The organism is Paenibacillus sp. FSL M7-1046, from assembly GCF_038007405.1.
In the GTDB taxonomy this organism is placed as follows: Bacteria; Bacillota; Bacilli; order Paenibacillales; family Paenibacillaceae; genus Paenibacillus_AQ.
On record NZ_JBBOXB010000001.1, the window covers coordinates 1,324,419 to 1,347,322 of the forward strand.

The window sequence follows — 22,904 nt, forward strand, 5'->3', positions numbered from 1 at the left end:
TATGTTTATATAGGAGAGGTTCATTTGGACAATCAGCATTGGATCGCACCGGAATTCTACAATCTGACTTCGGAAATGGAACAACATCCTTCCGATAAGATTGCGCTTAAATGGTTGCATGAGGATGGTGCTTACGAGGAAATTACCTACGGGGAGCTGCTAGGACAAGCTAACCGGCTTGCCGGCGGCCTTAAAGAACTCGGACTTCAACAAGGTGACCGCGTGCTGGTCATGGTTCCGCGCCGCATTATTGCCTACGCAATCTATCTCGCCTGCCTTAAGCTCGGACTCGCCGTTATCCCTTCCTCCGAGATGCTCCGGGCAAAGGATTTATCCTACCGCCTGCGCCATTCGGAAGCGAGAGCTGTAATCGTCTGGTCTGACGTTACCGCAGAAGTTAACAAAATCGCCGAAGATCTGCCGGCCTTGGACTACCGTCTCTCCGTATCCGGAAATGAAGATGAGCTTGGTGAAGGCTGGATCAGTTTGGAGAGCCTTATGGCGGACAAGCCGGATGCTTTCCCGGCCGTAGCCAGCCGCCGCGACGATATTGCCATCCTTGCTTATACCTCCGGCACTACCGGCAACCCTAAAGCCGTAGTTCATACACATGGCTGGGGATATGCACACCTGCGGATCACCTCATCCCTATGGCTGGACATCCGCGAATCAGATACCGTCTGGGCAACTGCAGCACCGGGCTGGCAAAAATGGATCTGGAGTCCGTTCTTAACTGTGCTCGGCAATGGTGCCACTGGTTTTGTCTACAATGGTCCATTCCATCCGGACCGGTATCTGCAGTTGCTTCAGGATCAAGCTATTCAGGTATTATGCTGCACCCCGACGGAATACCGCTTAATGGCCAAGACGGAAGGACTGCCGCAGTATGACCTGTCCAAACTGCGCTGTGCCGTATCCGCCGGCGAACCTCTGAACGAGGAGGTCATACGGACCTTCCAACAGCATTTCGACATTACCATCCGCGACGGCTACGGCCAGACGGAAAGCACGCTGATCATCGCTGCGCTGAAGGATCAGCCTATCCGTGTCGGGTCCATGGGCCAGTCCATCGCGCCGGGCATTGTCGAGGTGATTGACGAGGAAGGGCAGCCGGTTTCTGCGGGTGTTGTCGGCGATATCGCCGTGCATTTGAGCATGCCTGCCCTGTTCAAGAACTATTACAAAGACCCTGAACGCAAGGCGAATTGCTCCCACGGGGAGTATTTTGTCACCGGAGACCGGGCGCGCAAAGATGAGGATGGCTATTTCTGGTTTGAAGGCCGGGGAGACGATATCATCATCAGCTCAGGCTATACCATCGGTCCTTTTGAAGTAGAAGAAGCCCTGATGAAGCATGCCATGGTTAAAGAATGCGCAGTTGTGGCCAGCCCTGACGAGATCCGCGGCTCGATCGTAAAAGCCTTTGTCGTGCTAAAGGACAACAGCGCAGGCACACCGGAGCTGATTAAGGAATTGCAGAGTCATGTCAAGGAAATGACAGCCCCTTATAAATATCCGCGCAAAATTGAATTCATCACAGATCTTCCGAAGACTACTTCCGGCAAAATACGGAGAATTGAGCTGCGGGAGCAGGAGAAGCGGTCCGTGCAGGGGTAATGGATTTAAGTATCGTATCAGTGTGTAATCGAGTAGGAGGGGGCGGTAAACCCCCGTCTCCGGGTAGAAGGGCCACCCAACTGGTGACCCGAACCCCCACAGAACCCGGCGTGCGGATTTCCCGCACCGGGCTCTTCAGAACTGGTTTTACAGCATCGCGTATGTCTTCAACCGTTGATATGGGATGAAGATTTTCGGTCGCATCAGTGGAAACAATGAACGTAGTCGCTGGTATTCCTCCCAAGTCACGTAGCTCTTCCGGCTTCGTCTACTGAGTACCTTCCGCCAATAGGTGACGGCTGTGGCGTACACTTTACTCAGACACCTCATGTTGCCTGCCATTCCATAGTAAGCGTAATGTCCTTGCAACATTTGGTTAATCTTCTTTGCCTGTACCTCCAGCGGTTCATGCTGCATTCTTCTCATGGTTTCCTGCACGTTTCCCATACTTCGCTTCAGTCGCTTCTTCTCTGTCTTTCTGCCCACCATGAAATTCCCTTGCCGGTTTCGCGTACAGTAATGCGTAAACCCTAGAAAGTAGAGCGTATCCGGCTTCTTCTTCCCTTTTCTTTGGCTATGTTTGCTCGCAAATCTCCCAAACTCGATTAATCTGGTTTTGCTCGGTTCCAACTCCAGCTTGAACTTATGAAGCCGATTTACCAGCGCTTCCTGAAAACGGATGGCGTCGCTTCGGTATTGAAAACATACGATAAAGTCGTCGATATACCGAATTAGATAGGCTTCGCCTCTAAGCCGCGGCTTAACTGCCTTCTCAAACCATAAGTCCAGCACATAGTGCAGGTACACATTGCTTAAAAGCACACTAATGGAGCCGCCCTGCGGCGTACCTTCTTCACTGGCGTGGACTTTCCCGTCTTCCAATACGCCAACTTTGAGCCAGCGCTGGATCAGCCGGAGGATTCGCGGATCACCCATGCGATGTTCCACAAATTTCATCATCCACTCATGATCCAGGCTGCCGAAGAAATTCTTTAAATCGGCTTCGAATACCCAACCCACCTTTTCTCCGGCTATGATCTCATTCAGTGTTGCTAACGCGTTGTGCTGCCCTCTGCCCGGTCTGCCTCCAAATGAACAATTTAGAAAATCTTGCTCATAGATAGCGGTTAGTATCTCTGCTGTGCACCGTTGTAAAGCTCGGTCTGCCACGGCCGGGACACCTAACGGACGTTTCTCCTTCTTTCCAGGCTTCGGTATCCAGACTCTTCTTACGGCTGGCGGTTGGTAGCCTTTCCGGTGTATGGACGTGAGCATTTCTTCTGCCCACACCTCGAAGCTTTTCACAGCCTCGTCTCGGGTAACCCCATCCACACCGGGAGCCGTTCGTCTGGGAATATGCTGCAGACAGTCTTGTAGCCGTTCTTTAGAGATGTGGTGGGTAAGCGAAGTGAACTGAAGTTTCGTATCTTCTCGTGCTTTTGCTGCTATTCTTTCCAATCCTGTTGTCATGGCTAGGTTCTTCCTTCCGTTGTATGAAGGCCTGTGTCCTCCCGTTGTATGGAGCCCATGTTGCCTTAGAAAGATTCCATTTCTGCTGACCGCTTCCCCATGTAGCAGGCTCTCCCTGCCTCGGAGTACTATCCGTCAGTAAGACTTCCGGCAAGTCTTTGAGCCTCCCTTGCTTTGTAGGCTTGTTCGGCTCTACCAAAAAAAAAAAAAATTGGAACTGCCGGATCTCCCTTGTTCCCAAGAAACCCTTGGACAGCATGCTGTAGGTACGAACCCCGGAAGCCCCGGTCACCCTCTTGCCCTATCGATGATGCCGGTTCTGCCTTCTCCACAGAGAAATAGGATCGGCTGCTTCAACCACGTTTGATTTCGGGGCTAATTATCCTCTTCACTTGATTCCGGCCTACTGTCTCCCTGTCTACGCTTCGCCGTACATGTTACCATGCACCACGCAAGACTCGGTACAGGACTGCTGGCTAGGCTTTGTCCTGATCACCATTTCAGGCGATACGTGTTTCTTGAACTTGCAAGGCGCAACTCTCACACCACCGTACATGCGGGTCCGCATACGGCGGTTCCAAAAGGTTAACAAAGTTCCAGATAACGTGAAAGCAAACTTTTCAGCCCTTTCGCTTCCCAATAGGAAGTCGGAAGGGCGTTATTCGTGTTCCGGGACATTTCCCATGCGCCTCGTCTCGAGTTAGCCATCATAAAACAGACCCACTCTGGAACCCCAAGCGCCCGGAGTTCGCGGATTCGTGTGCGTACTCGTTTCCATTGCTTCCATAGACACATTCGGAGTCTTCTCCGAATCCACTGGTCCAGCGTTTGGAAGTGTTTCTTAGCTGACGCTAGATGGAAATAGCCGATCCACCCCATCAAATACCGGTTCAGTCGGCTAATCCGTTCTTCCATTGAAATGGACCATGTTCGTTTGGTTAGCTCGCGAACTCTTTCTTTAACTGTTGAAAGAGTCTTTGGGGCTAGTCGAATCGTTGCCTGTTTCTGGCTTAGGAAACTGAATCCTAAGAACTTCCGATGCCAAGGTCTGGCTACCGCACTTTTCTCCCGGTTCACTTTCAGTTTTAACTTTCCTTCTACAAATCGGCTAACCGATTCCATGACCCGTTCGCCTGCTCGCTTACTCGCCACAAAGATGTTGCAGTCGTCCGCATAGCGTACGAATCGCAACCCTCGCCCGGTCAGTTCCTTATCCAGATCGTCCAGTAGAATGTTTGCTAGAAGCGGACTGAGCGGACCGCCTTGTGGCGTTCCCTCCCGGCTGCGCTTAAGCTTTCCATCCACCATGACTCCGGCGTTTAAGTAGGTACGCATTAGTGTCAGCACACGTTTGTCCGTTACTTTCCGCGCAACTCTTGCCATTAGCATGTCGTGATTCACCTGGTCAAAGAATTTCTCCAAATCCAAGTCCACGACCCATCTCAGGCCACTTTGAATATACCTTTGGGCTTGTTTAACTGCGTCATGCGCACTCTTCCCCGGCCGAAAGCCGTAGCTGTACCAAGAGAACCGTGCGTCAAAGATCGGAGTCATGACTTGTAGAAGTGCTTGCTGGAGAAAACGGTCCATCACGGTCGGGATGCCTAGCAGCCGTACGCCACCTCCGGGTTTGGGGATTTCCACCCGTTTGACTGGCGCAGGTCTATAAGTTCCCGCCAGGAGTTCAGTTTTCACCGTTTCCCAGTGCGTATTCAGGTAAACTTGTAGATTCGCTACCGTTACACTTTCCACACCAGGTGCTCCTCCGTTTTGCACCACTCGCTTGTACGCGAGCCGAAGGTTATCTCCTTCGAGCATTCGCTCCAGCAAGTTGTTCTGGTCTTCGCGAGAGGAAGGGGCGACTTGTGCCGACGAAGAGCTCGGCGCTCCGGCATACCCTGGCGGCTTCACCACTTCTCTTTGCCGCAAGCTCTCTTGCGAGATATTCTGCTGTCGTTGCTCTTCATACGAACGCATCGTTTTCCTCTCTCCTTTCGGTTCAGCCCTTCCGTAAGCTGTTGCAACAGCTTACGTACTATGGCCTCTGCTGACTCCTGCCGGTTCAGCGCAGCCTCTCGGCTACGGTTACAAGTTTTTTTTCTTGCGTATCCGGCAGGTCTCCCCAGATAAGAACGTCATCTTTCCGCCCGCGCCTGCCCAAGTTTACGGCTGCAGTCTTTGGCAGCTTAGGATTTCGTCATGAGTGGGTGACTCATCCGGCTGCAACCGCCTCAAATTGGATTCGTGTACCTCAGGCCGTGCTTTTGCCTCCAGCTTCCTTCAGATTCCGCCTCACGGTGGACACCCTTGCTCTTGGCTAACGGTAGGCGCTTGCCAGCCCCCGTTCGGGACTTTCACCCTAGAGATGACGCCCATGCTGGGCGTACAACCTAACAAAGAGCAGCCCGGATCCGGGCTGCTCTTTGTTGCAGGTACAGTATCTATTTTATCATTCGGACTGCTTAACGCAGCAGCAACATCAACGATTAACTGAACCGAAGCCCTTGCCCATCGTATTCCTCATCCCCGCTCCGCGTTTGACAGCCAATAGCATAAAAACAAAAACCAACCCAAGCACAAGCGTTGTTACAAGACTTCCCTCTACTCCAAAATCTCCTCCGGTCATCCAATCGGCACCCGTTAATTTCAGCGAATACAACCCATGTGGTGTATTTCCGCTGACTGCGATGCCCAGTACATACCCTTGAAACAGATTCCACGAGATGTGCAGGGCTATCGCAAAATATAAGTTTCCTGTCCGGATGACCATCGTTGAGAAGATAAGGGCTATCAACACAATATTAAGAAAGCATATCCCGTTGTAGCCCGGATTGGCCATATGCGCCAGTGAGAACAGTACTGAGGTGATGGCTACGGCCCAATAAAGGCCCACGCGACTAGCCAGCAGATGCTGAATAAATCCTCTGAACAGAATTTCTTCGCAGATTCCAGCTATGACTGCGGTGATGACCAGATCAACCATATCTAGCCGCATAAATTGAGGGTTGGCCCACTCCCCCTGAAAGGTTGCTGAGCCGAACCCCCACAGCAGCAGAGAAATACATGTCAAGAGTAGCATTCCGCTAATAAATCCTTGAATGAATCTGGCTCCGTCAGGCCGCGGGAGTCCAATAGAGATTAAGGGAAGTTTATGCAGGACACGTACCGTAAACCATACGGTGATCAACATATAAAGACCATTTGATTTGAATATCCGCACCCAGCCGTCCTGGTCGAACCATTGCCGGGAATCCACCCGCAGCGAGACCCCAAATGAGACAATCATTGTAATAGCAAATATTGCCGCTGTCAGCAGCAGTATCTCCCATCCTGCTCTGATTTGGCGGTTTTTATTTCTAAATAGATTATGCATCTAACCTGCACCTTCCCTTTACCAGTCTGTCCATTAGACGGTAAAAAAGAAAGAAAACCTGCAACAGATTTGGATTATTCCGCCCAATATTCCGCAGCCGGATTGAGGGCTGAACCTACCTCGCCTTCTTTGACTAAATCGCAGTCGAGATAACCTTCCTCATCTAAAAAATAAACTTCCTGCTTATAGAATTCGCATAACGTCTCCAGAAATTTCTGCGGTGAATCATACATCACAACCAGGTCGCCGTAGTCATGCAGCAGGTCGCAAATCCGCTCTGTTCCGTCAGTGGAACGGTAGTAGCAAATAAAGTCGCTGCCGTAATTGGTCAAGATCGGAAGAATCACTCCGTCTGTCCGGTGGCCCTTCTCCTCCAGAATGCCTGCCAGCACCTGCATTTCCTGCTTATATTCCTTGATATGAATCAGCCTGTATCCCGGTATGAACTCAATCAGGCTCGGTTCTTCCTCATCGCTGCCGGTACCGGAAACCGTGCTGTAGATTACTTCTAGAAGCTCCGGCACTTCGGGTACGATGCTGCTGATTGAAGAGTTACCGTCTTCCGGACGGCTTCCCAGGCTGGCAATATAATTGGGGCGTAATTCCCCGGAGAGCTTAAGAAATTCCTGAAATTGCTCAAAGAGCGGTTCGGTTGATGGGTTTGTGTTCATGTTGTCATCCTTTGTGTAATTGATATAGGAAAAGATTGCTGCTGGAACAAAAACGAAAGAGCCAAGGGCTTGTCCAGTCCTTGGCTCCCCGCTATATTACTGCTAACTATTTCGTCGCTGAAATCCACAACTTCTCCAGCCATTGATCAAAACCCTCGCCCTTCTCACCTTCGTAAGCATCGTAGACGTCGATTCTCATCTTCTTCAGCTTTTCCTTGAACTCTTCATACGAATGGTCTTTAGGGAGACTCTTCTTGATGCGCAGCGCAATCTTGGATACGCCTCTGAACAGCTCTGCCTTATTCTTCGACGGCACCTTCACATCTTCGCCGAAGGCTTTCAGCTTCTCATACGCAGCTTCTTGAACGGTATATACAGGATCGCTAATCATCAGGCGATTCAGAATATCGATAATTTGTTTGTGCTTCGTCTGTCCCAGCTCTTCCACTGCAGCAAGACGCGCTCTCCAATCCGCCGAACGGCCGGCGGCTTTCTTCAGCTCCTCGTAATTCTCGGGCAGCTCTTGGTTCACTTCTTCATTATTCAAACGATACAATCCCCTTCTTGGTTAAATCTGCTGATAGTGCAATTCTACCGTACTGCACTCCTTGATTTCAATCTTTTGGCCAAACATTAATACGCCGTAAAAAAAATCCTGCAGAATCGCCTTCGACTTCTACAGATTGCGGGCATCTTCGATGTGCCTTATGCCTGATACCAGCGCGGAATGACTCTACTGAAATAATCATAATCCTCCAGTGCCATTCTGCCGCGTGTCATCATGCATTCAATGTCGGCTGCCCCAAAGGGGATCGACCACTTAATCGAAAAAAGCGAGCTGTAGGCCACGTACAGTGCCTGCCTGTTCCAAAATTCCTCTGGAGGCGTTCCTTCGAAATATCCTTCAAGCTTGCCTACGGCAAACGGAACGCTCCGGTCTCTGTCAAAAAACTGCAGCTTATAGAACTCTTCAACATAATCTCCGTTATCCCAGCGGTTAAAGTCAATTACTCCAATCCCGCCTTCAGGAGTGTAGATGAGATTGCCCATGTGAAAGTCCCCGTGCTGGTAGACCTTTTTCACATTATCGATAAGCCCGATATTTTCTTTTACATAAGCAATAGCTTGCTCATCGCCCTCCAAATGATACGGGCAGTCTTCGTATTCTTTGATCCGGGCCAGAATCTTCGCCTGCATCTGTACTTCCCATTGAGGAAGGTCATTGCAATTCGGGATGGAGTGCATCAGCTTCAATATCTTTCCCGCCTCCACACCAAGCTCATACTGTTCCTTGGCCGTTAGCGTAAGCAGACAGTCCTCCAGCGGACGACCCTCTACCCACGTCAGCAGCATATAGGTATACCTGCCTTGGCCGCATATTCCGAAATCAATCACCCGTGACATCGGGAAATCAAGCTCATTAAACAGCTTTACAACCTGATGCTCTGCCTGCTTCCGCTGGAAGGCTTCAATGCCTGAGATCCTCAGCAGCAGCTTGCGCCCGGCCTCATCCTCAACATAGTACTTTTTATCCTTCGACCAGCCCTTAAGTACCGGTTCAATGATTGTCCACGATTCCGCCCCGTGAATTCCGCTTAGTTCCTCATGCAATTCCCTCTCCCCCTTAAGATCTAGAAGTCAGAGATTCCCCAAACAAGCTTCTACTTATAACTATTTTTTATTCAGTTCGGGCAACGTCAGTGTCGCTCTCCACATCTTGTGGCACCGGATAAATATCTTAGCATAAATGGACGCTACTGGAAATGCAGTATTAACTGGCCAAATCAGAATTATACACTCGAAAAGTGGGGGATCTCATTCCCCTGTAATGGATGAAAGTGGTAAAATATTTGCACAGACGGATTCACTTCAGCCCTAATCTGTTCGAAATAAGAAATAGGAGAAGGTGATACTCATTCCAGCAGTTATTGCAGCAGGTTGCATTGCGGTCCTTGCATTGGCCGGACTAGTCTTGAGATTCCTACAGGTACGGAAGCAGATGAGCGCCTGTGAGATCATATTTTCTGAGCGTTTAGCTAATTTCTATGGTCTTTCTTCCCTAGGCCCAGGTCAATTCCGCGGAAACGGCTGGCTGGCCTTGACCAAAGATTCCCTGATCTTCAAGATGTATTTTCCGGCCAAAAGCTTAACCATCCCTCTTGAAACGATAAACAGGGTGGACACCGTACGTACCCATCTGGGCAAAACCGGAAAAGCGGGTTCCTCCCTGCTCCGTATCAGCTATCTCTCTGGAGATCACGAAGAAGCTGCTGCCGCCTGGAACGTGGACCATACCGCACAATGGATCGAAGGGATTAGGGCAAACGGTAGAACTGGCCTCTTTTCCCGGGAAGGAAATCGGCATCTATAAAGAGGCATCCGGGTGCTCTACAACGAGATGAAGAATGGCCAATCCGTCCGGCAGACTGCTTCCAGTGTTTGAATTTTCATTGCGGATTTGGGCAATCCTAGAGTTTCTTACATGCTTCTATTGCACATTGTATGTTTAATTAATGACATATCCAATGCAAGAACAATACACATCATCCACATAAAAATTGACAAATTTCGGATGACGGTGTTACGCTCACAATGCGTTCTTTAAATAGAACAAATCCGCCAACGGATCTGTTCACATTCCACTAAGGAGAGTCTCTATGACTGACCGGTATACCCTTGATAAAAGGAGCTTATCTAAGGAAGTATTACTTCTTCTTGCACTGCTTACAGCTGACAGCATCGATGATATGGCGGAGCGGAATCCGGAGCGGTTCGCGGATATCGACTGGGAGCTGATGATCCGGCTATCGCTGCATCACCGCGTTTATCCTTTTTTATATCCCAAGCTTAGCCGCATGCAAGGTGAATCTGTACCGTCGTTGGTTACCCAGCGTTTGAAATGGGAGTACCGTAGAAATACCGTCCAGATGCTTCAGCTCAGCGGTGAGATGGGGAATATCGGCGAATCGCTTGCCCGGCTGAATATCCGTTCTCTGTTTCTGAAGGGTCCGGTGCTTGCACAGGATTTATACGGTGATATCTCGCTGCGCACCTCGCGTGACCTCGATTTTATTGTGCCGATGGAACAGCTGACTGAGACAGAAGCATTGCTGGTCTCTCTCGGTTACGTGAAAGAAGAGGAATTCGAGAGCATATTGGGAGACTGGAAGTGGCGCGAACATCACAACACCTTCAATCACCCCGCCAAAAACATCAAGGTTGAGGTTCATTGGCGATTAAGTCCAGGGCCTTCTAAGGAGCCGGATTTTGATGAGCTTTGGAAACATGCACGGACAAGCAGCCAGCTCGGACAAAACGTCCATTACTTGGGCAGGGAGGATTTATTCCTGTTTCTGGCTGCGCATGGGGCAAGGCATGGCTGGTCGAGGCTGAGATGGCTGCTGGATATCAAACAGCTGCTTCTGCAAGAGCCTGACGCCGGCGTGTTGACCGGGCTGCTCCGGCGTTATAATTACGACAGCGTTGGCGGACAAGCCTTGATCCTCGCGGCGGATTTGCTGGAAGCGCCGAGTGCTCCTGGTCTGTCCGGGTTGACGGACAAACCGAAGGCTCGCCGGTTGGCACAGCTTGCACTTTTCTATGTGGCACGTATGGTTAACCTGCACAATCCGCCCCTGGAGCCCGAGGTGGAGCGGCATTACAAATATTATCAGCCGGCGATACTTACGCCATGGCATCAGTTCCTGTATGCAGCGGGCTTCCTTTATCCTTATGCGGTGGATAAGAACACGCTGCCCCTGCCGAAGCCACTGCATTTTCTTTATTTCCCCCTACGCCCCTTCTTATGGACTTGGCGGAAACTAACCGGCAAAGAGAATTAACTTTTTACATAAGTGTGATAAGGCAGCTGCTACAGGGCGGGCCAAATACAATTGTACAACGTGGACGGAGATACACGCCTGTGGTTTGGGTTTGGGTTTGGGTTTGGGTTTGGGTTTGGGTTTGGGTTTGGGTTCATAGTGCGGGTTCGAGTTCATAGTGCGGATTCGACTTCATAGTGCGGATTCGAGTTCATAGTGCGGTTCGAGTTCATAGTGCGGTTCGAGTTCATAGTGCGGTTCGAGTGCGAGTACAGGTGGGAGTGCGAGTTCGGGTTCCACCCTTTGTTTGGTTAGTTGTATTTCGTGCAGTTATAATCCAGCTTTTCGTGTTCGATATGGATATAATTGCACTCCTTACATCTATTTTGAGGAATTCAGCTAAAAGTGAGCAAATTCCTGTTTTTAGTTGCACAGACTACATCTAACTCCTAGAAACGGCCGCCGCGGCACCAAATAGCTGCAGTAACTACATCTAACTCGGCTGCTGTCCAAATCAAACCTTCATCTATATAAGCTAACCTTGAGATTGCGGCGGAGTGATGATTTCGCGTGCTTAATCGGAGGACGGCACAAGAGAAGTATGTGTGTGGCGATGGGTGAGCAGGGTATCGGGTGTGCGAGGCGTTGGGTGAACTGAGTTTTGAGTGAGCGGAGTATTGCGTGTGTGGGATGTTGGGTGAACTGAGTTTGGGTGAGCCGAGCATCACGTGTGCGGGGTGTTGGGTGAACTTATACAAAGTGCCGAGCATGGGGTGAGTAAGCATCGCGTGTGCGGGATGTTAGGTAAACTGAGTTTTGGACGAGTCTAGCTTTGCGTGTGCGGGTTGGGTGGTCGAACATCTAGTGCTGTATGTGGCAGTTAAGCCCACTAATAGCGTCAGTGGGCTTAGAGAGCATTTTCAGTATTTATAATAAGAACTATCAAGGAATCTGGTGTACTTCATACACTAGATTCCTTTCTTTTGGAGCTCAACTTGCATTCTGTTGTATTTCGTACACTAGATTTCTCAAATATAGCTGCATATCGGCGGTTCTGCGAAATTTGACTGCACAAAGTACAGTAGAACCGAAATATACTTGCTTTCAGTGAAATTCTGCTGTACAAAGTGCAATCATTTTCAAGTTCCATGCCAAATTGGCTGATAGATGTGACACCAAAAGCCCCTCCCTGCCGATTTCGGTAGAGAGAGGCCATGCTATTCGTCCATTCGTTCATTCGTTCATTCGTTCATTCGTTCATTCGTCCATTCATCCATTCGTCTACTCATCTATTTGTCCATTCGCCTGTCATCTATCTATCCCTCTAAGATGTCCAGTCGTCAACAGGCTTCGCCAGCTTCAACCCGAAACTGTGCGTCGCCTACATCGCCTCTTCCTGACTGCTGAGCAACCGGCTGAACATGCCGCCTTTTTCTGAGGCCAGCCCGCCGAACATGCCCTGCTGGATGACCCGCCCCTGGTCGATGACCAGAATCTGATCGGCTCCCCGGATGGTGGACAACCGGTGGGCGATCACGATTACCGTCACGGAATGCTTTAGCCGCTCGAGCGCTTCCTGAATCCGCTTCTCGTTTTCGGTATCGAGCGCGCTTGTTGCCTCATCCAGGACCAGGATGGAAGGCTTGCGGATAATCGCGCGTGCCAGCACCAGACGTTGCCGTTCGCCGCCGGACAGGCGGATGCCCCGGTCACCGATCAGCGTATCCAGTCCTTCCGGCAGCTTGCGGACAAAATCGGCCGAAGAAGCAAATTCCAGCGCTTCCCACAGTTCTTCCTCGCTGGCATCCGGTTTGATCATCGTCAGATTATCACGGATCGTCGCGTTGTAGAGGAAAGGATCCTGCGCTACATAACCAATGGAGCGCCGGTAAGACAAGAGGTTGTCTCCTGAAATAGACTGACCGTCGGCCAAGATCTCGCCCGATTCCGGCTGCATCAGGCCCATGAGCAGATCGACTAGCGTGCTTTTTCCTGCGCCCGAACGTCCGACAATCGCCGTCATCTTATTAGCCGGAATCACCACATTTACCCCCTGGAGCGAATATTGCGGCTCCTGCGGATCATAACGGAAGTTCACATTCCGGGCTTCCAGGCTTTGCTTCAAAGCCATAGGTGTAACTTGCTTCGCACTTTCCCCTTCCGCACCGTGTTCAGCAGCCTGCAGGCATTCTTCCTGTAGCGCCTGAAGCTGCTTGAAGGAAGGCAGAACGGAGGCGAGCTGCTCCATCAGCGACTGAAGGACAGCAAAAGTCGGCCACAGCCGGGCAAACACGAGGATAACCAGCAGGAAAGATGGGCCTTCCGCGTGCAGAAACCGGAAAGACACGAAGATAAACGCAGCGATCAGGAGCGTCGACGACATTTTGTACAGCAGCTGGGAATTCGAGCGCAGTCTTGTATAGTCCAGCTGCTCTTTTTTGACCTCAGCGGTAAACCCATGAAGCCAGTCCAACCGGGAATGCTCCAGATTATTGCTTTTGATATCCTTGATTCCGTTCAGTTGGTCCGTGATTCCGGCTAAATACATCTGGCCGAGCTGGGAGCTGCGACTGCCCAGCCTCTTGGCTTTGCGGATGAATCTGCGGGAGAACAAGGACAGCAGGACCGCACATACCAGTACAGAGAAAGTCATCTTAGGGGACAGCCAGAAGGCGAAGCCGATCTGCACCAGTGTGAACAGGAGCGAAGTGAGAAACTGCAGAAAACAGCTGATTCCAGCGAGCACCCTCGCCATTTCCGTGGTCATTACATTGATAAGGTCCGAGGTGCGTTTTTTGAGGAAAAAGGCCCACTCTGACCGCAAAAGTGCGCTGTAAACATCATACCGCAGCTGCCGGCTGTAGCTCTGCTGAATCTCCACATTACGGACCGCGACGAAACGCGAAATCAAATTTTGACAGAGTACGATAAAGACATACCCGCCGAGCACAATCCCAAGCGCCGTCGTCTGCGGCAGCTCTGACAGAAAACCGAGCATAGGTATACTGTACCCCGCTCCTGTTCCGCCTAGCTGAATACCGGCCATTCCCAGCATCGGTACAAGCAGCAGAATGGCTGAGCTCTCCAGCAGTCCGCTGATGACCATGCCAAGTAGGTTAAGGTACAGTTTAACTCCGGACAAGCGCTGAAGCTGCCGGATGTAATAGATTATGGCTTGCATGGTCCCACCTCGATTACTCGGCTTGTAACACTTTGGCAAACTTCTCCACAACTACAAAACCCTGCATGGCATCATCGCCGGATACATAATAAGCTCCGCTGCGCAGCCAGGCATGGGCGATCATTTGACCTTGCTTATCTCTGGCAACCCCCATATAGAGTGTGCTTTCAATCCCGCGTCTCTCTAACATCTGTAGTCCAGCCACTGCACGGACCATACAGGTGCTCTTCCAGGGCGTATAACGGCTGATGACACGAATCGCTTTCGTAATATGCTTAATCCGGGGAATATCGGCCGCATTGGACACCGCAGAAGTCTCCTGGGACTGTATCCCCAGCCGCGGAGCCGTTCTTGCAAACGGAAAAAGCAGCTGGATTCGCACCAGAAAAAGCCTCCATAATGCCTCTGGAATCAGTGCCACAGCAGCCTTGTCAACGGTCAGCAACAGGCGGATGCGACGGAGGGTTGTCATAATCCGCTAACAGTTACGACAAGATCCTCATCCAGCAGACTTTGCACAAAAGCAACCACATCCTGCTCGGCAAGCTCCGCCGAAACTTCAAAAATCTCCTGGATGGTCTCCACAATCCGTCTTACGGTAACCGGTGATGCCAGGGCCGACCAAATCTCTCCGCCAACCTCACCCAGATTGTAGTACTTGCCATTCTTCACATTCAGCATGACTTTCTCGCCGTCCATGTCGCTGGCGATATTGCCCTCACGCTGCACAAGGACCGTTTCGAGGGACAAAATATTTGTAGTATTCATAGGTTCATCTCTCCTCCACTTGATGTTGGATCGTTTCATATATAAGCGAAGCTTGTGCCGGGGCACTGAAGCCTGCTTCAGGACGGGTAAGCCGGTACATCGGCAGCCGGTTAACGAAAGAGGCCAACATGCCAAAATGCCATTCGCGGATCCCAATCCGGTCAATCATTGCCTTTTGATAAGTGTGATTAAATAAAGTATGGAACCGTTCCAGGCCGCTGATGGCGTGTAGGGTTACCGGGCTTTCTCCGGCCGCCGACAATTCAAACACACCTGCGAGCGGCAGCGGTTCAGCCTGGAAGCGGTCATGCACAGGAACGGCAAATTTAGTTTCACGTTCGAATAACGGGCGGTAAGAGGACGAATTCATTCCCAAATAGTCCAAGCTTTGCTGCCACAGCTTTTGCTGCGGATAACCTGGAACTGCTAATGGATGTCCATTTTGCACCATAACGGGAATAACGTCGTCGCTGATCAGCAGGTGGCCCTGATCCATCAAATAGGAGGCGAGTGTCGATTTACCTGCCCCTGAACGCCCAACCAGCGCGTAAGCCTTGTTGTCCAGTACAAGCGCACTGCCGTGAAGAGGGAGAATTTTTTTTTGCATCAGCAGAACGCCCATACAGCTTCCCAGAATAAAGAGCCGTACACAGTCGCCGTCCGCACCTGGTGCAGGTGACACTGTAATCGTACTGCCGCCCCGAATGGAGAAAATAGCGGTGTCCTTGGCTTCAAACATAACTTCGTTCCCTGATACACCCAGGCTGGGTGTGATCTTCGGAATGGCCTGCCAACGCTCCGACAAGTCTTCTTGAAGGACCGACACACTGCCGATCAACCCCGGCTGGTCAGTAAGAGGAAGCTCCGGCAAGGGGAATTCACTATGAATTTGCAGACCAAATGCTTTATAAGCCAAGCCTTGAACGATACTCGCCATACGACTCACTCCATCCTGTAAATTCACATGTTCTAAAAGGTGATGATGAAAAGATAGCCCTTCTCCCCCTTCAGCAAGCATAGGGGGATGAGGGCCGCACGACCAAAAGCAGTCTTAGGAGTAGTGCACAATCTCATCCGGATCATCTTGGAAGGAGTCGGCGAGTTTAAATCCTGGTCCAGCCATAGTCATTTTAACGTCGAGCACTTCCAAAGCAGGCTTGCTGTATTCCTTTTTCATATTCTTTCACCCCCTTTCAGGCGTCTTGCTATCAGGATAATGATTTCAGAAAGCGGTAAAATACAAGTCCCCGTGTAAGGAGGCGGAACTCCGAATTGTAAATCATCTCCGGTTTAGGCTCACTAATCCGGTCCAAACATCCCGCAAGCACATTGTTGTTCAAGTAGGCTGCAGTCCGGGGGTCCTTAATCATTTCCCGAAGCTCTTCGAGGAAGCTGTCCCACTGCGGCAGCATCCGGAGAATCCCGTCTGCTCCCTGCACCCCGCGCTGCTTCCGGTTCATTCTGACCTCATCCGGCAGACGTCCCTCCATGGCCCTGCGAATCAGGGAACGGTCCACACCGTTCTGGACAAACTGTCCCTCCGGCACGGACAGGCAGAAGCGGATCACGCGCAGATCATTCGTGGGATCACGGTCCCATACCCGGTACTTCAGCGACATCTTGGTAGCCACTGTTCCGTTGACATTCCAGATATGCGGCTGCTCAAAATGCTTCTGGCGGATATCATAAACCGTCTGCGAGGAGGGTCTACGGTCCATATTGAATTCCCGAAGACGTTCATGGACCTCCGTTCGTTTGGCAAAATCGGGATGAATCAGCTCAAGCTGCATCTCCCGTTTGCGGGGCAGCAGCCGCTCAAGCGACGGAAAGGCCTTTTTGCCGACGATCTGCAGCACCTTTCTGCGGTTCGCTTCCATCGACTGATTGTATTGCTTATTCTCACGGTAGAAAGAGAGCCACCGGAATTCACGAATCAGCTTGGCCTGATAATCCAGCGCAGGTCCCCAGGAAACACTCCAATTGCCTCTTTGTCCACTCAGCAGAACACCAAGTCCCTGCTGTTGTGCCTGTTCAAATATGCCTTTAAGCCAGTAAGAATTTTCAATGAACTTGTAGGGCATCTCCAGAATATCCAGCCATTCGTCAATCTCGGTATAAGGACTCTGCCCGGGAAAGTTCAGAAAGCTCGGCTCAATATTCCCTACATGATCAATCGTCTCCTGAATAAAGGGACGCTCATCTGCTACCCTTTTGCCCAGATTAAAACCGGTAAAGCTGTCTACAGGATAATAACTGAAGGTATGCAACGGTTTCCCGCGGCGACGGAGTTCTTCAGCAGCGAAGCTGACTACCGAGCCGGAGTCAAGCCCCCCGCTCAGGTTGGCACCGGCGGCAAGATGGGTCCGAAGCCTGTCTTTGACCGCCTGTCCGAATACTTCGCGGAAGGCTTCCTCGTATTCCCCGTTGGAGCCAAGACGCAGTTTAGGCGGTGCCTGCAATATAAAGTAACGGGAGAATGTAATTTTCTCCCCGGTGATGGTCATGGAATGTGAAGGAGGCAGCTGTTCAATAGCTTGATAAACCGTTGAAAAGCAGTCCGTGGCATCGACTCTATTCTGAATAGCCAGAAACTCTGAGACCCATTCTTCATTCAGCTTATGGCTTACACCCGGCATAGAAAGCAGCGGATGAATAACTGTGCAAAAAGCGAAACTTTCAGTGGATCTATGAAAATAGAGCGTCCGGTTGCCGGAGAAGTCTCTGGCTCCGAAAAGGGTTTGCTTGCGCTCGTCCCAGATCATGAAGGCAAAGTCTCCTACCAGATGAACGGGTGTCTGATCTCCCCACTTCTCGTAGGCGAGCAGGATGAGCAAGCTGTCGGGTATGGTGTCCCGGTCTTCATAGGGCACCTGAAGCTGCCCAAACAGCTCGCTGCGGTTGTCGATAATGGCATCCGCTGTAATTGCCAGCCTCCGCTCGGGATCATAAAACGGCAGCTTTTCGTTCAAGGATTGTGGAGTAATCCACTGCGCACGGCAACCAAGGAAAATCCCCTGACCCTGCCAGCCCCTGGCATCATCCGCAGGATAACGGCTCAGCTGCTGCATAAGACTCGGTCCCTGATCAGGATTCAGATTATGGCGCTGCAATTGGCAGATACCGGCGATTGCGCTCATTTTGTGGCCTCCACCTGTATAAAAAATCTCCACTCGGCTCTTAAAACCCGGCAGGAGTTTTCCAGCGTTTATATTTTAATAGTTCTTAATAAAGAACACTTCTTAATATATAAGATAACGGTATTGCCATTCATTGTGAATAGCACCTAAGACTACTTTTAGGTATCCTTTAGCGTATTGACCTCAGTAGACTTTTGTGGTAGGACAAAATAACACTTTTGACCGTAACGGGTTATCAATCACTTAGTGCCGTCGGTTGATTGTTGTTCGGCCATTGCTTACTATAATTAATAGTATCGGCAACCTGATCAGTCAGCCACAGACAAGCAATCATCCTAAATATAACGATTAAGGAGTGTCTATTGTGTCAAATAAACTGATCGGCGCGGCAGCAGTCATCCTGAATCTGGAAGGGCATGTCCTTCTGGTTAAACACAGCTACGGGAAATACAATTGGGAACTGCCCGGAGGGTTATCCGAGGCACAAGAGTCGGCAGAGGAAAGCGCGCGGCGCGAAGTGCTGGAGGAAACAGGTCTTAAGGTCACTCCAGAGTCTTTAACCGGGGTCTACTATGACCCGGGTAATGACATGCACCATTTTGTTTTCACTTGTAAAGAAGACTCATATCAAGCACCTAAGCCCTGCTCGCCGGAGATTGTGGAGTGCAAATATTGTGCTGTAGACGATCTGCCCCGGCCCATTAGCGATTTCACAGTGCAAAGAATCCTGCACGCGCTGAATCCCGCCAGCCAGCAACTTTTCCATGTGATCGGACCCAGACAATGGACCGAGTAAAACCAAACAGGATTCATATCATTGGTCCCGTCGGCAGCGGCAAATCCACCTTAGCAAGAAATCTGTCCTCCGCATTAGATATCCCTTATTACGAGCTCGACAACATCGTATGGAGGCGGACAGAAGGCGGTGATGTCAGGAACAGCGTGGAAGACAGAGACCAGATACTGAATAATATCCTTGCCTCTGACAAGTGGATCATTGAAGGCGTGCATCATAAATGGGTAATGCAATCCTTCGAGCAGGCAGAGATGATTATGTATCTGGACACGCATATCTGGAAAAGGAATTACCGCATATTCAAACGATTCGCCATACAAAAACTGGGGTTTCAAAAAGGAAATTATAAACAATCCTTTGAAATGCTGAAAAAAATGTACATATGGAATTACGGACATCAGCAGAAAGAGCGGCCTGACATTTTTGCAGCCTTGAAGCCGTATCAGGATAAGCTGCTTGTGTTACGGGACAACAGCAAGCTTCACAAGCACATTAAGCTATAAATCCGCCTGTATTATTGCTGGAATCGTCCCGTAACCCTATAGTTCGGTATATCAAGCGATACATTAATGTTGAACGCAAAGTCAATTTTGTTGTCATGGAAGGCTATTGTATAGGTGACCACATATGGCGTTTCGATGTAGAACAGGATGAGTTGAAGCTTGCTGGCATTTTCCCAGAGTGCATACGTGACCACCTCCTGCCGCTCTTGGGATAAGTCTTTAGGGAATACATCTACCCCATGAAGCGGCTTGGAAAAATGAAACAGAATGACGTTATCCCGCTCATCCCCATAGAACATATGAAGCTCAAGTTGTTCGTCTTTCCACTCGAAAATGATTTTTTGGAGACCGTGGGGATTTTCATTGATTAAATAACCTCTGTTGACCAGATTCGGTATATTTTCCGGTATAGGCTTGAAGGCAGGAACAGGATAAGCCATAGCCCCCAACCGGTGCTGGAGCTTGAGCATATCCTCAGAGTGACTGGAAATCCGTTTGACCCCACCTTGGTCTAATCGATCGATAATGAACTTATAAATCAAGTCTAAAAGATGCTGCAGCTTCGTCATATTCTCAAAGGCCGAGGTGGCGGCAATGACTATTTGCTGTTCAGGAGCCACAAAACAGAGCTGGCCAAAAGAGCCGTCCCCCCGAAACGCCCCACGCCGGCATAGATGAAATTGGTATCCATAGCCTTGTGCCGAGTCGACCCGGTCTGCTCTGGCGAGGCGGCGGTTGTCACTTTGTTCCGTAGTAGCTAATTCGATGTACTGCTCAGAAACAATTCTTTTTCCCGCATACAGTCCTTTATTCAGCAGCAACTGGCCCAATTTCGCGATACTTTCAATAGATAAGCTTAATCCCATCCCGCCTGCTGTAATGCCCAGCGGACAAGTCTCCCATGATGGGCGGGGTATGCCCAAAGGCTCAAACAATCTTGGCATCAAATAATTGACCAGACCCTGTCCCGCAACCTGCTCCATAATGGCAGACAGCATATAGGTAGAATGCGTGCTGTACACATAATAACTTCCCGGCTCATGCGGAACGTCCTGTGCCAGAAATGCCCGCACAAAGTCCTGCTCCCTGGCCACAGCAGCATAGATATTATCATGGTGGCCTGCGTTCATGGATAAAAGATGGTGCACCGTCATTTTCGCCAAGTTGGCAGAGATCCGCTGCGGCAGCTTGTCCGGAAAGAAGGAGATCACCGGGGCCTCCAGTTCCATGAGTCCCTCGTCACAGGCGATGCCTACAGCTATGGAGGTGACGCTTTTGCTCAGCGAATACAGCAATTGCGGGCAATCCGGACGATACGGTGTCCGCGAGAACTCAGCCGTTACCACTCCGTTCTGCAGCAGCATAAACTGGTTCACCTCAAGCTCCCGTTGTTCGATCGCAATGAAGAAATCTAAGAGGTCTCTGGAAGATATCCCGTGATGATCGGGGATACCTCTGGATAACTTCATGGTTTATACCTCCTAATCTAAAATATTATATAGAATGAACTTAAAAACTTGAGATAAGGAAAAGGAGCAACGGAGGGGGATTTTGGAACTGGAGGAGCGGTAGTGTCCGCCTTTGTCTTCGGATTTCTACCGCTAATAGCGGTTAAAATCAAGAAATTCTTACGACAACAGCGGCCGGAAGTCCAAATATTCACCGTAGTTGCGACTGATCCTGTACTCTAAAACCTTAAGTTCAATCTATATAGTTGTTTTATCGTTACTATTTGTTTTCCGAGTGTATTAATTCATAGTATAGAACAATTACGATAGAATATAGTCTAGTCAAATCTAATCAAGGAGTTGGACCTATGGACACCGCAGATAGCAGCCTTATTATGTTATCCATACCTGAAAGCTTTGAAAGTGAACGGCTGCTGATCCGCGCCCCACATTGGGGAGATGGTCTTGCTGTAAACGAGGCCGTCAAAGAAAGCATTGAGGAATTGCGTCCGTGGATGCCTTGGGCAAACAAAGTGCCTACCGTTGAGGAATCCGAAGCAAGCATCCGCCGCTCGCGGCTGGAATTCCTGGAGCGTACAGATCTGAGGCTGCTCTTATTCCGGAAGGAAACGGGGGAATTGATCGGCAGCAGCGGCCTGCACCGGATCGATTGGCAGTCACGCAAGTTCGAGATTGGATATTGGGTTCGTTCCGCTTTCGCTAGACAGGGGTACATTACAGAAGCCGTAGATGCCATTACGAAATACGCGATTCAGGAGCTGCAGGCGAACCGGATTGAAATCCGCTGTGATTCCCGCAATGTGCAGAGTGCAAGAATTGCTGAGCGTTCAGGCTTTACCTTGGAAGGGACGCTGCGCAACGACAAATGTGATGTAACGGGTACTTTAAGACATACTATGATATTTGCCAAGGTTCGGGGTGTAGAGTACGGAGGGGAGTGAATTCCCCCATTGTTCCTAGCTATAATAACGAAAAAAGCAGGCGCCGTTTGCATAACAGCGTCTGCTTTTTGGACTATCCTGATTACGGCGTCGGCATCCCGCCATTGGCATTCAGCGTTTCACCACTGATGTAGCTGGACTCCTGGCTTGCCAGGAAGACATAGGCCGGAGCCATTTCGGCGGGCTGGCCGGGACGGTTCAGCGGCGTCTTCGCCCCGAAGTCCTTCAGCACCTCTTCCGGCTGGCCGCCGCTGACCTGAAGCGGGGTCCACACCGGACCGGGAGCCACAACGTTCACCCTGATCCCCTTGCCCGCCACCTGCTGGGCGAGTGATTTGCTGAACGTATTAATCGCAGCCTTGGTGGTTGCGTAGTCCAGCAGAATCGGTGCAGGCTGATACGCCTGAATCGAAGAAGTATTGATGATCGTGCTGCCCGGCTTCATGTGTTTGATCGCCGCCTTGCAGAGCCAGAACAGCGAGTACACATTCGTCTTGAAGGTGGCGTCGAACTGCTCCGTAGTGAGATCGGCGATATCGGTGACGAATTGCTGCTTGCCCGCAATATTGGCCAGAATATCGACTCCGCCCAGTTGTTCGACAGCGGCGGCAATCACCTGCTCGCAGTAGCCCTCATCCTTGAGATCGCCTGGCAGAGCGACTGCCTTACGGCCGGCTTCCTCTACAAGCTTGACCACTTCCTTCGCGTCAGCCTCTTCCTCCGGCATGTAGGACAGGACTATATCAGCACCTTCGCGGGCAAAGGCAATCGCCACCGCGCGGCCAATCCCGCTGTCTGCTCCGGTAACAATCGCTTTGCGTCCGGTAAGCCGTCCGCTGCCGCGGTAAGTTTCCGCACCGTCATCCGGCTTCGGATGCATCGCCTTCTCCAGTCCCGGAGCGGGCTGCTGCTGCTGGAACTCCGGCGTGGCTTTCTGATATTGTTTCACAGGGTCCTGAATCGTATATTGATCACTCATCGTAAATTCCTCCTCAGTCCAAAATGATTCGACTCTTTTCTCTTTATGTAACCAGAACTGGGTCCTCTAAACGAAAGATTATTTCCAATCCGCAGCAAAAGGCACAACAAAAAGGCCGCCCTTACGAATAAGGATGCGGCCTGATGCTGTTAGGATCGGGAGAGAGTCCCGCTATAAT

Annotated in this window: 20 protein-coding genes; 6 read left to right on the top strand and 14 right to left on the bottom strand. The window is 50.5% G+C overall.

The genetic code is table 11. The features are described 5' to 3' along the window. The first annotated feature begins 75 nt into the window (after positions 1–75). Positions 76–1,617, top strand: coding sequence for an acyl-CoA synthetase (locus tag NYE29_RS05645; RefSeq protein WP_340899622.1), 1,542 nt, complete (start codon positions 76–78; stop codon positions 1,615–1,617). A 147-nt stretch (positions 1,618–1,764) separates the two neighbouring features. Here NYE29_RS05645 and ltrA (NYE29_RS05650) read toward each other — a convergent pair whose 3' ends face one another. From ltrA (NYE29_RS05650) to NYE29_RS05675, 6 genes are all read right to left on the bottom strand, one after another. Next, entirely contained in the window at positions 1,765–3,087 is a 1,323-nt protein-coding gene (ltrA, locus tag NYE29_RS05650) for a group II intron reverse transcriptase/maturase (protein WP_340894771.1), read from the bottom strand. Positions 3,088–3,672: 585 nt separating this feature from the next. Further along, positions 3,673–5,064, bottom strand: a complete 1,392-nt coding sequence (gene ltrA / locus NYE29_RS05655) for a group II intron reverse transcriptase/maturase (protein WP_340894772.1) — start codon at positions 5,062–5,064, stop codon at positions 3,673–3,675. Positions 5,065–5,566: 502 nt separating this feature from the next. Beyond that, positions 5,567–6,460 (bottom strand): CPBP family intramembrane glutamic endopeptidase, encoded by an 894-nt coding sequence (locus NYE29_RS05660; RefSeq protein WP_038586042.1) that lies wholly within the window; start codon positions 6,458–6,460, stop codon positions 5,567–5,569. A 74-nt stretch (positions 6,461–6,534) separates the two neighbouring features. Beyond that, positions 6,535–7,131 (bottom strand): hypothetical protein, encoded by a 597-nt coding sequence (locus NYE29_RS05665; protein ID WP_340894774.1) that lies wholly within the window; start codon positions 7,129–7,131, stop codon positions 6,535–6,537. A gap of 106 nt (positions 7,132–7,237) precedes the next feature. After that, complete coding sequence (locus NYE29_RS05670) at positions 7,238–7,678, bottom strand: HEAT repeat domain-containing protein (protein ID WP_076114491.1); 441 nt, start codon at positions 7,676–7,678, stop codon at positions 7,238–7,240. Between the two features lie 158 nt (positions 7,679–7,836). Continuing rightward, complete coding sequence (locus tag NYE29_RS05675) at positions 7,837–8,742, bottom strand: aminoglycoside phosphotransferase family protein (protein WP_340894775.1); 906 nt, start codon at positions 8,740–8,742, stop codon at positions 7,837–7,839. Between the two features lie 487 nt (positions 8,743–9,229). Here NYE29_RS05675 and NYE29_RS05680 point away from each other — a divergent pair, with 487 nt between their 5' ends. Further along, entirely contained in the window at positions 9,230–9,502 is a 273-nt protein-coding gene (locus tag NYE29_RS05680) for a hypothetical protein (protein ID WP_340894776.1), read from the top strand. A gap of 286 nt (positions 9,503–9,788) precedes the next feature. Then, on the top strand, positions 9,789–10,973 hold the full coding sequence (locus NYE29_RS05685) for a nucleotidyltransferase domain-containing protein (protein ID WP_340894777.1): 1,185 nt from the start codon (positions 9,789–9,791) through the stop codon (positions 10,971–10,973). Between the two features lie 1,360 nt (positions 10,974–12,333). Here the strand turns inward: NYE29_RS05685 and NYE29_RS05690 are convergent. The 6 genes from NYE29_RS05690 to NYE29_RS05715 form a co-directional block, all read right to left on the bottom strand. Continuing rightward, a complete protein-coding gene (locus tag NYE29_RS05690) occupies positions 12,334–14,133 on the bottom strand; it encodes an ABC transporter ATP-binding protein (RefSeq protein WP_340894778.1) in 1,800 nt (599 codons plus the stop codon). Positions 14,134–14,146: 13 nt separating this feature from the next. Further along, positions 14,147–14,605, bottom strand: a complete 459-nt coding sequence (locus tag NYE29_RS05695; protein ID WP_340894779.1) for a lasso peptide biosynthesis B2 protein — start codon at positions 14,603–14,605, stop codon at positions 14,147–14,149. Further along, positions 14,602–14,901, bottom strand: coding sequence for a lasso peptide biosynthesis PqqD family chaperone (locus NYE29_RS05700; RefSeq protein ID WP_340894780.1), 300 nt, complete (start codon positions 14,899–14,901; stop codon positions 14,602–14,604). The genes NYE29_RS05695 and NYE29_RS05700 overlap by 4 nt, the downstream gene beginning before the upstream one ends. Before the next feature lie 4 nt (positions 14,902–14,905). Then, positions 14,906–15,838 (bottom strand): aldolase, encoded by a 933-nt coding sequence (locus NYE29_RS05705; protein ID WP_340894782.1) that lies wholly within the window; start codon positions 15,836–15,838, stop codon positions 14,906–14,908. 114 nt (positions 15,839–15,952) lie between these two features. Further along, on the bottom strand, positions 15,953–16,078 hold the full coding sequence (locus NYE29_RS05710; protein WP_038586022.1) for a paeninodin family lasso peptide: 126 nt from the start codon (positions 16,076–16,078) through the stop codon (positions 15,953–15,955). A gap of 31 nt (positions 16,079–16,109) precedes the next feature. After that, positions 16,110–18,038, bottom strand: coding sequence for an asparagine synthase-related protein (locus NYE29_RS05715; RefSeq protein WP_340894784.1), 1,929 nt, complete (start codon positions 18,036–18,038; stop codon positions 16,110–16,112). 364 nt (positions 18,039–18,402) lie between these two features. Here NYE29_RS05715 and NYE29_RS05720 point away from each other — a divergent pair, with 364 nt between their 5' ends. After that, a complete protein-coding gene (locus NYE29_RS05720; protein ID WP_052091810.1) occupies positions 18,403–18,834 on the top strand; it encodes an NUDIX domain-containing protein in 432 nt (143 codons plus the stop codon). After that, on the top strand, positions 18,822–19,337 hold the full coding sequence (locus tag NYE29_RS05725) for an AAA family ATPase (protein WP_340894785.1): 516 nt from the start codon (positions 18,822–18,824) through the stop codon (positions 19,335–19,337). Before NYE29_RS05720 ends, NYE29_RS05725 begins: the two co-directional genes overlap by 13 nt. A gap of 11 nt (positions 19,338–19,348) precedes the next feature. Here the strand turns inward: NYE29_RS05725 and NYE29_RS05730 are convergent, their stop codons facing one another. After that, on the bottom strand, positions 19,349–20,806 hold the full coding sequence (locus tag NYE29_RS05730) for a serine hydrolase domain-containing protein (RefSeq protein WP_340894786.1): 1,458 nt from the start codon (positions 20,804–20,806) through the stop codon (positions 19,349–19,351). A 347-nt stretch (positions 20,807–21,153) separates the two neighbouring features. On the opposite strand from NYE29_RS05730, the gene NYE29_RS05735 reads away from it, so the two are divergent. After that, a complete protein-coding gene (locus NYE29_RS05735) occupies positions 21,154–21,747 on the top strand; it encodes a GNAT family N-acetyltransferase (RefSeq protein WP_340894787.1) in 594 nt (197 codons plus the stop codon). 82 nt (positions 21,748–21,829) lie between these two features. Here the strand turns inward: NYE29_RS05735 and NYE29_RS05740 are convergent, their stop codons facing one another. After that, entirely contained in the window at positions 21,830–22,726 is an 897-nt protein-coding gene (locus NYE29_RS05740; RefSeq protein ID WP_076110293.1) for an SDR family oxidoreductase, read from the bottom strand. Between the last annotated feature and the right edge of the window lie 178 nt (positions 22,727–22,904).